Raw genomic sequence first — 12301 nt, forward strand, 5'->3', positions numbered from 1 at the left:
AACATATTTAGCGATAAAAGAGTTTAATTTTATACCATAGATAAAGAGATTTTGTTTCCTTTAAACTCTATAATTTCTACTGTAACTTTATCACCTTCATTTAATACATCTCGAACATTATCAACTCTCTCTTTAGAGATTTTCGAGATATGTAAAAGTCCATCAGTACCATCAGGAAGTTCAACAAAAGCACCAAAATCTACTATACGTTTTACAGTCCCTTCATATTTGTCACCAACTTCATACTTGATCTTAGCTACTTTTGGTTTTGAAACGATAGAGTTTATATGCTCTTTTGCACCCTCAATTTTTGACTTACTTGTACCAGTGATTTTTACTTTTCCATCTTTTTTATCTATGTCAATCGCAACTTCAAACTTCTCTATAATTTCACGAATAGTTTTTCCAGCCTGACCAATAATCTCACCTATAAAACTAGGATCGATATGGAAAAAATCTGTTGTTGGGAGCACTCCATCATTGAACTCTATTTGAGACTCAGCTTCTAACATAATGTCGATGATGTGTGAACGCCCCTCTTTTGCTTGGTAAAGTGCTTCTTTTAATACCTCTAGTGAAATACCGCCAAGTTTAATATCCATCTGCATAGCAGTAATGCCATCTTTTGAACCTGTTACTTTAAAGTCCATATCGCCATCATGATCTTCAAGACCCATAATATCTGATAAAACAGCATATTTATCACCTTCACTTACCATACCCATCGCAATTCCAGCAACTGTATCTGAAGTTTCTATATCAGCAGCACGAAGAGCCATATAACCACCACATACAGTAGCCATTGAACTTGAACCATTTGATTCTAAAATTTCAGACACTAAACGGATAGTTTTTCCATCTGTGTTTACAATTGACTCTAGTGCACGTTTAGCCAGATTTCCATGACCCAATTCACGACGTTTTACACCAGTAATTGGACTCGCTTCTCCAACAGAAAAACCAGGGAAGTTATAGTGCACCATAAACTCTTCATTTTGTGTACCCTCATCTGTAAGTGTTTCAAACATCTGGGCATCTTTAGGACCACCTAAGGTAAGTACTACCAAAGCCTGTGTCTGACCACGAGTAAAGAGACATGAAGAGTGTGCTGATGGAAGTACATTTGTCTCAATTGTAATTGGTCTTACCTCATTTAAAGCTCTCCCATCTGCACGCACTTTTTCATTAAGGATTTGTGAGCGAACTTGAAGTTTTTTTACACTCTCAATTGCCGCTTTTAGCTCCTCTTCATCCCACTCCTCTTTTGTTTTTAAAATAGCTTTTCTTAAATTTCTAAGTGCTGATGAGCGTTCAGATTTCGCCATCTGATTCATTGCTTCTTTTATATCATCCAGATGATTTTGTTCTATGTATGCAACCATCTCAGAGTTGAGCTGATTCACATTTAACTCTAATACTAAAGTATCTTTTTTAAATGGTGTAAAACTCTCTTCATATTTACTATTTGCTTCAAATAAAACCTCTTGCGTTTTACCAAGAATCTCTATAAGTTCATCTTCTGCTAAAGCATTAGAGATATGTTGATCTATAACTACACCACCCATACCTGCATTAATAGGGTCAAGTATTGGTTCAATACTAGGTTCAATCTCTACATTTTCACTGCCAATCGAGCGCATCTCTATCATTAAAAGATCATCTTTTGTTCCTGAAAGATATAGATCAAGCGTAGAGTTATTTAGTTGTGAGAGTGTTGGATTTAAAACGAGTTCTCCATCAACTTTTGCAGCGCGAACTGCTGATACACTTCTATTTATATCAATATTTGAGACATAGAGTGCTGCTGAAGCGGCATTAAGTGCTAGTACTTGTAAATCTGCCTCACTATCTACACTAAATACCATAATAGTTATCTGTGTTGGATGTCCAAAACCTTTTGGGAACAGTGGACGTAAACTTCTATCAACTATACGAGACGTAAGTGTTTCAAAGTCACTTGGTTTTGTTTCACGTTTAAAAAATCCACCTGGAATCTTTCCAGCTGCATATGTTTTTTCTATGTATTGTACCGTGAGTGGTAAAAAATCTTCACTTACTGTTTCATTCTCTTCAATCACAACTGTAGCTAACATTACAGTGTTACCAGATTTTAACCATGCTGCACCATTTGCTTGACGTGCTACCTCATTAAAACTGTACGCTTCTTGTTTATTTTGTAATTCTAAACTTACATCATATTTCATCATTAAACCTTATTTTTATACTTACTCTATTATTCTTCAGTAAATTATACAAACGTATCAAAAAGATATACTTGTATAATTTACCCGAAGTGAGAGTTAAAAAGAATCAAGCTTACAAAATTTATGCTTAACTCTTTTTAGCTCTCTAAGCAGAGTATTTAAACTCTACTTATTCTCTTCTAAAATTTTTTCTACTATCTCATCATCTATTTTTTCCAGTTTTTTGTAATACAATGACGTTTCTACATAATCGTCAATATCATAGAGAAAAAATATATCATCTACAAATGGTTCTAGCGTTTCAAATACATCGCTTGGGATTACAGGAACAGCAATATAAACGGCTTTTGGTGATTGTGCCAAAATAGTTTTAACAGCTGTCATAAGCTTTGTTCCAGTCTCACTTCCCTCATCAATAAGTAAAACAACTTTATTTTTCATCGAGGGAAAAGGGCGACCTTTTCGAAACTTGTATATATTGCTAAGTATACCCTCTTCATGCTTTCTATGTGCTTCACCATAGATATAGTCAAGCTGAATCTCAAATGACTCGATCAAATTTTCTTGAATAACTATCTCTTCTGTTTCGCTTACACGTGCAACTTCACACTCAGCATTATTAGGTGCCATAATTGGTTCTAAAAAAAGGATGTTGAGACGATTTTTCAATCTATTTTTTAAATATGAGCCTAAAACTAATCCACCATGAGAAACTCCAACTAATTCCCACTCTTCATCTTTCATTTTGTTCATTGGAATTACATCAGATAGCCTCTTAGCCGCATCTTCTCTGTTAAGTAATATCTCTTTGTATTGTTTCATTTTAATTACTCTCTTTTGCTGGTAATTTGTACTCTACTAAAGCATTATTTGGATCAGACTTCATAAATGGTTTAAGTACAACACTTACAAATATATAGCGATCGTTCACTGAGGATGCATCCCCATTACTATCAAGGATTGGTCTTGTATTTTCACTATACTTGACACCAAAATCCCAACACCGTTTTTTATACATAAAACCTATTGAACCTGTTTTTAACTTACTGAGTTCAAAATCGTAGTTGTATACAGCTGAAAAACTATAATGTCTATCGTAATCATACTCTAACGATGCAGTTAAATATTTCGTAAAAGGATCATCAGTTGTATTTACTTTTGCAATATCATACTTAAAAAGATGAGAAATATTCAAGTTTAAACCATAATTATTATAATTTATGGAGTTAAAAACTTTTGTAAAGCGATGTTCTTGATAGTTATAAAACATATTATTATAATAAGAAAGGTACTTTGTAACTTTATAATCTAACTCATTTTCTAATTCACCCAGTTTATCTGCTCCTGTTTCATAAGAGAGCTTTTGTGAAAGTCTATGATATAAAATTTCATTAGCAGAAGTATCGTAAAAATATTGTGTAAAATCTAAGTATGCTTCATCATCTACGGCATTAATACTGTAAAGCTCACACCGTGCATCATTTTGATTTTCCTCTTGAGAACAAAGATCAGATACATCATCATAAAAACCTGTTTTAGCACTTTGGTCAAACCTGTTATATCTAGCTGTAAAACCTACAACATGAATAAAATCATCAAATGCCTTAGTTAATTGAGTTGAGGCACTTAAGGTATGGTAATTACGCAAAAAGTAACCATCTGTATAATCAAAATTCGGTATAGAACTAACACTTCCACGAAATGCAGAGTGTTGCATATATAAATTTGCTTTATAAGATACATTAAGATATTCATCAAAAAGATATCCTTGTAGTGTTACTGGTAAATTAATATCTGTTTGAATTACATTTGTATCAACACGTCTAAAAATATTTTTGCTTTGAACATCTAAAGAATAAAGGAGATGATCTTTTAAAAAAGTGTCTAAATAATAGTGATAATGTAAATTTGGTAACTGTTGTAAAACATCCTCATTTGTCTCTTGCTCCAAATCTTGGTAGTATTTAAAATAAGCAGCCACGTAATGATTGTCTGTATTGTAAAAAGTATTTATTCGAGAGAGTACTTGATTTGAAGTTACTTGATCTTGAGCATTATTTGAAGAAAGGTTGATATACTCAACATCATTCATATGCCCTATATCAACATATAACCCTGATTGCCCTTGCAAATCTGTATTAAACCATTGGTTGAGAATATCCGTGTTTTCATACTTTAAACTTGCACCATAATGTTGTTTATTTTTTAAACCTGTTGTTAATGAATTTAGATATGAATCATATTCGTTAAAAAAACCAACATTGATTTCCCCTTTAGAAACTGGGGAATCAACAAATCGAAATTTTGAATAAATTCCATTTCCACGATCAGTTCTAATTTGTGGTTTTAATTCTAAGTCCCACCAATTATACTCTGCAATGAAAATAGGTTGTTCATAATATAAACCCTCAGCTTGAGAGATTCCAAGAGAAGGCATCAATAAACCAGTACGTCTTGTTGTATCTAGTGAGTAACCAAAATAAGGGGTATAAAAGATAGGGATATCGTAAAAATAAAATCTTGCATTATAGAGATTTAACCATTTTGAGTGCGTATTATAATCTGAAGAAGTAAAAGCCATTTTCCACATTGGATCAATAGGATTACATCCACTCACCATTCCAGAGCGAATATCTACATCTGTATCTTTAGACTCTCCACTTAATCCACTTATCCAAACCTCAGAAGAGGTGTCAAGCATATAAAATGGTTTAAAGACTTTCTCTTTTTTTTCTAAATTAATTCTTGCATATTCACCTAAAAGTTTATAGTTCCCTTTATAGTTGATTTTGATATTATCAAAAAGTTCTAAATCAGAAGTACTTCGATTGTATATTGCTCGTGATGCAGTTAAAAAATAATCATTGTAAATAACCGTAACCTCACCATTTGCCATCACTATAGAGCCATTTGTATCCATCTTTGATGCATATACCTCTACTTTAGAAGATGCAGCATAGAGACAAGAACTCAAAAAGATAAGAAAAAAAAGAAAAAATTTAAACATCTACAACCAAAGTTTTTGCTGTTTTATCATGCCAAGTTTGTCGAAATGGGTCTAATACTCCCCATAAAAAACCAAGGTATAAAAATATTTCACTTATTACTTTGAAAATTGCACGATTGAGTGCACTAAAAATAGTAGGATTATCGAGTGTTTTTATCTCAATCACTCGAATTTTCATAACAAGTTTTCCAATAGTTGCACCATATTGCATAATAAAATATGTATCATATACTATCTTCATCATCATTATTTCAAAAAAATATTTTTGCATAAAAAGAATCTGTGCTTCTAAATCTTTATTGGCACTCATTTGTTCATATAAAGCAATATTGAGTAAAAATGAGAGTAGCATAGTATCAATGAGTAAAGCTATCGCTCTTTTGGTTATACTAGCTAAAACAATATCTTCACGATGTAGTTTGCTCTCTATCTCTTCATTCAATGTTATTCCTATAGTGCTTGATAAGCAATATCCGTTCTGAATTTTTTACCAGCAAAATGAACTTGTCCACATCGCAGATATGCACGGTCACGAGCTTGTTTAATTGTATCACCTAAACCTATACAAAGTAAAACTCTACCACCTGTAGCATACAGTTTACCATCATCCTCTTTTGAAACACCAGCAAAAGAGATATGTGTATATTTTTCAATCTCTTCATGATGCACTTCATCTAAGATAATCTCCGCTGGTTTTGAACTTCCATATGGATAGTTTTCACTTGCCATTACAATACCAACAGCGTATTGCTTTGAAAACTCTACCTCTATCTCACCTAAGCGATTTGTTGCAGCTTTATAAAACATATCACTTACACTTGAGTTCATTAATGGCATAAGGATTTCACATTCAGGGTCACCAAAACGTACATTAAATTCTAGTGTAATTGGCTCACCATTTACAACCATAACTCCAATAAAAAGTACACCCTCAAAAGGTGCACCCTCAGTTTTCATCCCATCGAGTGTCGGGCGAATAATACGATCTTTTACTTTTTGGTAAAGCTCATCATCTACAAGAGGAGTCGGAGCATAGGCACCCATACCACCAGTATTTGGTCCAGTATCACCATCTCCTATACGTTTATGATCTTGCGCAGCTTGTAGTAAGATATAATCATCACCATCACAAATAGCAAACATTGAAAGCTCATATCCATCTAAGAACTCTTCAACAATCACTTTTTTACCAGCATCACCAAACGCTTTTCCACTCAACATCTCACCGATAGTTTTCTTTGCTTCATCGTGAGACTGAGCGATAATTACACCTTTTCCACCACAAAGACCATCTGCTTTTACGACGATTGGTGTACTTAAGGTATCTGTAAATTTATATAACTCTTCAATCGAATCACTTTCAATATAACGAGCTGTTGGGATATTGTATTTTGCTAAAAAGTTTTTCATATAAACTTTTGAACCCTCTAATTGTGCAGCCTGTGCACTTGGTCCAAAAATAGTTAAACCATTTGCTTTAAAAATATCTACAACACCATCAACAAGTGGAGCTTCTGGTCCTACAATTGTTAACTCAATCTCATTATCTTTTGCCCAAGTAGCCAACTCATTATAGTCTTTAATATTTATATTTGTACCAAGCTTATCAGTCGCACCGTTACCAGGTTGAAAGAAAATCTCATGTCCAGCATTTTCATTATAAATTGCTAAACCAATAGAATATTCACGACCACCAGAGCCTAAAATCAATATTTTCATCTATTTCTCCACTAAAATATATAATCAACTCATCTCAATAAATTCAATATATATTTTTATCGAAAACTGAAAGTTTTTTTGTAATATGAGAAGGTTTTATCATAGCCCAAATGACCGTCACACGAATGGCTTTGGTTCTAGAAAGCCTAAAGTGTGTGAAGAGAGATCTATCTCAGGCGGCAGTTTCTCGGCTGCATTGGCATACCTCAAACGAAATTACCGACACACAATAGATCTACATATTCACAATATGAAAATGTAGAACCCTCATATTTGTGCTGGCACGTGCCATTCAGACTAGTAGAATTCTTGCAAAACCACACATCGTACAGCTTCTCAAGAAGTCTAATACAATTATACAAAAAAGATACTTGAAGTTTTTTTATTTCTATTCACTCTCTAGTAAATATTTATCTATATCTTTAAAAAGTTTTTGTAACTCTTTATCATAAAAAGGGATAAACTCACTCCAACTACTTCGTTGCCCTTTTTCAAGTTCATACTCCATAGTTGCTGCTGCTTCAAAAACATTATATGCTCCAATGTTCAATGCAGTATCTTTAATTGTTCTTGCCATTTTCCGAGCAGCATGAAAATCACCATCTTGGCACAGTTTTAAAAGTGTTTTTGCAGAGTTAATGTACATCAGTTTAAAATCTTTTAAAACAGATTGATAAAACTTTGCACTTTGATTATATTTTGCAAGGCCTACTGATATAGATATTTCATTATAAAGTTGATTTTCTTGTGAAAAATCTTCCTCTTCACCACGTGATGGAGCACTAAAACCAAATTTTAGACTATCTAAAATCTTTTTATAAAAAATATCTACAACTATCGGTTTTGCTATATGACCTTGCATACCTGATTCTAAAACTTTACGAATTGCTTCTTCCATAACATCTGCACTCAGTGCAATAATCGGTAATTTATCATATTTTGCATTTTGTCTAATTTTTTGAGTCGCTTTATATCCATCCATTGTAGGCATATTGATATCCATTAAAACAAGATCAAACTCTTGTTCATCCAGTTTTTCAAGTGCCTCTTCTCCATTGAAAACAAAACAAAGTTCTATTCCTGTATCATTTAACAACCCTTTAATCACTTTATGATTTAGTTCATTATCTTCAGCGATTAAAACTTTTTTCCCCTGCATCTCTTTGAGTTCATCTTTATAGCTACTGATATGTGACTTTTTCTTCTCTTTTTGTTTTGTATATAACTCTATAAGTAGATTTAGAACACTTAGCTGTGTGAGAGGAACTTTGAGATAACCATCTATCTCTAAACCATCAATATTTCTTGCTGATGATGTACTGATTCTGTCATTGAGAAGGACCACTTTTGCAGGATGCTTTTTCTGAAACTCTTTTATATTCTCAATAGCCAATGGTGATATACACTCTTGACCTATAACTATAATGTCATAATTTAACTCTTCATGCAGTGTAGCCTCTTCAAAAGAAGGGATTTTATACGTTTCATAATTAAAATAATCAAAAGCACGAATCAACATCAATATATTTTTATCAATAGGATGTACAATGAGCACTTTTTTGTGTAAAAGATTCTCTGAAGGAAATCTATATTGACGATGATTTTCAAGATCTTGTTGTCTAAAAGATGCACTAAAAGTAAAAACTGTCCCTTTTTCTTTTGTGCTATCTACCCTTATTTCACCCTTCATTAGCTCAATTAACTGTTTTGAGATACTTAGTCCAAGACCTGTCCCACCATATTTTCTACTCACAGATTCATCTGCTTGTATATACGAGTTAAAAATCTTTTCTATTTGATTTTGACTCATCCCTATACCAGTATCACTTATGATAAATTTTAAAATCACATTTCCATCAAAAGAGGAGTGTAGTTTTATCTCTAAACTCACCTCTCCATTATGGGTAAATTTTACAGCATTTCCAACAAGATTGATAATCACCTGCCCTAAACGGAGGGGATCACCTAATAATTTTGCTGGTATATCTTGTTCAACATCTAAAGAGAGCACATTGCCATTTTTTTGTGCCTGTACTGAAACAACATTTAAGACATACTCTAACACATCATTGAGATCAAATTCCACCTCTTCTAATTGCAATGCTCCTGCTTCTATTTTTGATACATCCAAAATATCATTTATAATATTTAAAAGATGGTTTGCTGAACCTTCAATTCTTTGTAGATAATCACTTTGTTGTACAGTTGGTTCATCTTCAAGTGCCAAATGTGTTAAACCCATAATAGCTGTTAAAGGTGTACGTAACTCATGACTTACATGTGATAAAAGTTTCTCTTTATTTTCTATAGCTCGATGTGCTTGTTCAAATTTCTCACGAGTGATCATTAAAGTATTTTCACGTCGTTCATTCTCTTTTTTTGTTTTTAAAATATATGCAAGTAATACCACAAAAAGAGTCAATAAAATCCAAAAGAATATATCTATTATATTCCCACTATGTTGTTCTTCTTGTGTCTTTACTACACTCACGACTTTAGCTTGTTTTTGAGGTTGCACAACTTCTACAGAGGATTGTTTTGGTATAGAAGTCTCTAAAGTATAAGTTGGTTGTGTTATTTGAATAGGTTTTTGAACAACTGTTTTTGGTGTTGACTGTTTTAAATTTTCCATTATATCTAGATTATTCTCTTCTAGATAACTTTGTGTTAATTTTGTAACATAAATTCCCTGATATTCTAAACGAAGAGTATCAAGTACCTCTTGGAGTACAACTCTATCATAAAAAGGTTCTATAATAGTGATAAAATACTTTCCAGAGGAACGGGTTCTATATACAAAATGGTGCTTTTCTTGTAGAGATATTATATTTGGATGTTCTTGTACAAACTCTTGTAAAGTAACTAATGCGGTTTGTGCATCTTCTTGTGTAGGGAAAGAGCCAACACGAATACTTCGAATATACGAAGCTTCTATTAATGCCTCAAAAAATAATAACAACAAAAAGAAAGAAAAAACTCGCATCTATTTCCTTATATTTATTTCCCCACGAAATTGAACAAGTTTATCTAAAGTAAAATTAATTTATTTTAAATCTGCTAGTTTTCTCGCTAGTTCAACACAACTTTCTATGCTTTGTAGGGATGCGGTTTTGTATTTCATCCCATTTGGAAGTGCTTTTGCTGTTGTTTTTCCAATCGTAACAAGAGAGTTTTGTTCACTTAGTTGATGTGTTTGTAAAAAACACTTTACACTTGATGGAGATGTAAAAATAAGTACAGCATCATTTTCAATTTGAACATCTAAAATCTCTTGAGAACAAGAAGTTTCATATACTATTGCTTCATCTATAAAGTAATCTAATTCTCGTATTTGATTTACAAAATCAGATGCTGTCTCTTTTGCTCGTAAATAAAGCCATTTTGCCTCTTTTGGATACTTTGTAATAAGCTTGATAAAAGTATCACTATACCCCTCACCTCTTTCTAAAACTTCACCTCCAAGTACTTCAAAACTTTTTGCAGTTTGTTCTGATACGCATAAGGCTGGTTTGTCTATATACGCTTTTATATCATACTGTTCTAGTGCTTTTGCAACTTGTTTTGAACTAATAATCAAATAATCGTATTTTGAAAAATCTATATTTGGAGTGAAAAATCTTGTGTTTAATGAATTAATATGAATAGTATCTAAATAAGGAGTTGTTGAGAAGAGATATATTTTTTTAGACATGAGAGAAGCCTTTTGGCTTACTCCCACTCAATAGTAGCAGGTGGTTTAGAACTAATATCGTAAACTACGCGATTTATCCCATCAACTTCATTGATAATTCTTCTTGAAATTCTCTCTAACAAATCATGTGGTAAATGAGCAAAAGTTGCTGTCATACCATCAACTGCTTCAACTACGCGTACACACACTGTATTATCATATGTACGATTATCCCCCATTACACCAACAGACTTTACATTTAAAAGTACTGTAAATGCTTGCCATGTTCTTGTGTAATAACCACTTGCTTTTAGCTCATCAAGCATAATTACATCCGCTTCACGAAGCAAATCTAAATCTGGCTTATTTACATCACCCATGATACGGATTGCAAGACCAGGCCCAGGGAATGGATGACGGTTAATCATAGATTCTGGAAGACCAAGTTCAAGACCGATTTTTCTAACCTCATCTTTAAAAAGTTCACGTAAAGGCTCAATCAGTTCAAAATCCATCCAGTCAGGTAATCCGCCAACATTATGATGTGATTTGATAACTTCAGATGGACCATTTACTGAGATAGACTCTATAACATCAGGGTAAAGTGTCCCTTGTGCAAGGAATTTAATACCATCATGTTTTTTTGCTTCTTGCTCAAACACTTCGATAAAAGTATGCCCAATAATTTTACGCTTTTGCTCAGGATCGCTGATACCAGCAAGACGGCCTAAGAAAAGTTCACTTGCATCTGCTACAACAAGTGGCGCTTTTAAATTTAGTTTGAAAACTTGTTCAACTTGCTCACGCTCACCTTTACGCAGTAGTCCATTGTCAACAAATACAGGAATTAATTGATCCCCAATCGCTTCATAAAGCATAGCTGCAACAACAGAGCTATCAACCCCACCACTTAGACCACAAAGAACTTTCCCATCACCTACTTTTTCACGAATGATTCTGATTTGTTCTTTTAGAAAATGCTCCATTTTCCATTTTTCACTAACCCCACAAATATTTTTTGCGAAGTTACGAAGCATTAAATAACCCTCTTCTGAGTGTTGTACTTCCGGATGAAACTGCATCGCATATACATTTTTTGCTTCATTTGCAATTGCAGCAAATGGAGAGTTTGCAGATGTTGCAATCACTTCAAATCCTTCTGGAAGTGTATCTACCCTATCTGAGTGGGACATCCATACAATACGATCGTTATCACAATCAGCAAATAGTTTTGAAGCATTTGATTCATAATTGTTGATATTAAGTTCTGCTTTGCCATATTCATGGTGCGATGAACGGATAACACTTCCACCAAAATCAACCGCTATTCTCTGCATACCATAACAGATACCAAGAACTGGAATACCCATCTCATAAACACCTTGATCAACTTCATAAGCATTTTCACTGTACACAGAAGATGGTCCACCTGAAAGAATAACACCTTTAGGATTTTTTGCTTTTATCTCTTCAACTTTTGTATGGTAAGGAAGAATTTCACAATAGATTTGATCTTCACGAAGACGGCGTGCGATCAATTGCGTATATTGAGACCCGAAGTCGAGTACTATAATGCTAACATTTGTCATTAAAATGCCTTTGGGAGTAATTAATTACGAAAGGATACTATAAAAAAGATAAAGAAAAGATTTGGTGCCCCTAGCATCAACGGAGGAAATTTTTTTCAAAGAAAAAAATTTG

8 protein-coding genes are annotated in these 12301 nt (G+C 33.3%); all 8 read right to left on the reverse strand.

The annotated features are described in order from the left end of the window. Positions 1-29: 29 nt before the first annotated feature. Entirely contained in the window at positions 30-2204 is a 2175-nt protein-coding gene (locus tag ACQY56_RS03155) for a polyribonucleotide nucleotidyltransferase (RefSeq protein WP_428738100.1), read from the reverse strand. 165 nt (positions 2205-2369) lie between these two features. Then, positions 2370-3026: a phosphoribosyltransferase gene (locus tag ACQY56_RS03160; protein ID WP_428738101.1), complete on the reverse strand. Its 657-nt coding sequence runs from the start codon at positions 3024-3026 to the stop codon at positions 2370-2372. 1 nt (position 3027) lies between these two features. Next, positions 3028-5211: an LPS-assembly protein LptD gene (locus ACQY56_RS03165; RefSeq protein WP_428738102.1), complete on the reverse strand. Its 2184-nt coding sequence runs from the start codon at positions 5209-5211 to the stop codon at positions 3028-3030. Next, a complete protein-coding gene (locus ACQY56_RS03170) occupies positions 5204-5653 on the reverse strand; it encodes an RDD family protein (protein WP_428738103.1) in 450 nt (149 codons plus the stop codon). Before ACQY56_RS03170 ends, ACQY56_RS03165 begins: the two co-directional genes overlap by 8 nt. 8 nt (positions 5654-5661) lie before the next feature. Next, the gene (gene purD, locus ACQY56_RS03175) at positions 5662-6930 is read right to left on the reverse strand and encodes a phosphoribosylamine--glycine ligase (RefSeq protein WP_428738104.1); all 1269 of its coding nucleotides are present in this window, start codon (positions 6928-6930) and stop codon (positions 5662-5664) included. Between the two features lie 388 nt (positions 6931-7318). Beyond that, the gene (locus ACQY56_RS03180) at positions 7319-9913 is read right to left on the reverse strand and encodes an ATP-binding protein (protein ID WP_428738105.1); all 2595 of its coding nucleotides are present in this window, start codon (positions 9911-9913) and stop codon (positions 7319-7321) included. A gap of 60 nt (positions 9914-9973) precedes the next feature. After that, a complete protein-coding gene (locus ACQY56_RS03185; protein ID WP_428738106.1) occupies positions 9974-10621 on the reverse strand; it encodes a uroporphyrinogen-III synthase in 648 nt (215 codons plus the stop codon). Between the two features lie 17 nt (positions 10622-10638). Then, positions 10639-12189, reverse strand: a complete 1551-nt coding sequence (guaA, locus tag ACQY56_RS03190; protein ID WP_428738107.1) for a glutamine-hydrolyzing GMP synthase — start codon at positions 12187-12189, stop codon at positions 10639-10641. Positions 12190-12301: the final 112 nt, after the last annotated feature.

Origin of the sequence: Sulfurimonas sp. (assembly GCF_050296975.1) — a bacterium.
Taxonomy (GTDB): Bacteria; Campylobacterota; Campylobacteria; order Campylobacterales; family Sulfurimonadaceae; genus Sulfurimonas.

Bases quoted from the DNA above. Each gene is read 5' to 3' on its own strand.
- ACQY56_RS03185 (WP_428738106.1), bottom strand. From the start codon at position 10,621: ATGTCTAAAAAAATATATCTCTTCTCAACAACTCCTTATTTAGATACT.
- ACQY56_RS03155 (WP_428738100.1), bottom strand. From the start codon at position 2,204: ATGAAATATGATGTAAGTTTAGAATTACAAAATAAACAAGAAGCGTAC.
- purD (WP_428738104.1), bottom strand. From the start codon at position 6,930: ATGAAAATATTGATTTTAGGCTCTGGTGGTCGTGAATATTCTATTGGT.
- guaA (WP_428738107.1), bottom strand. From the start codon at position 12,189: ATGACAAATGTTAGCATTATAGTACTCGACTTCGGGTCTCAATATACG.
- ACQY56_RS03165 (WP_428738102.1), bottom strand. From the start codon at position 5,211: ATGTTTAAATTTTTTCTTTTTTTTCTTATCTTTTTGAGTTCTTGTCTC.
- ACQY56_RS03180 (WP_428738105.1), bottom strand. From the start codon at position 9,913: ATGCGAGTTTTTTCTTTCTTTTTGTTGTTATTATTTTTTGAGGCATTA.
- ACQY56_RS03160 (WP_428738101.1), bottom strand. From the start codon at position 3,026: ATGAAACAATACAAAGAGATATTACTTAACAGAGAAGATGCGGCTAAG.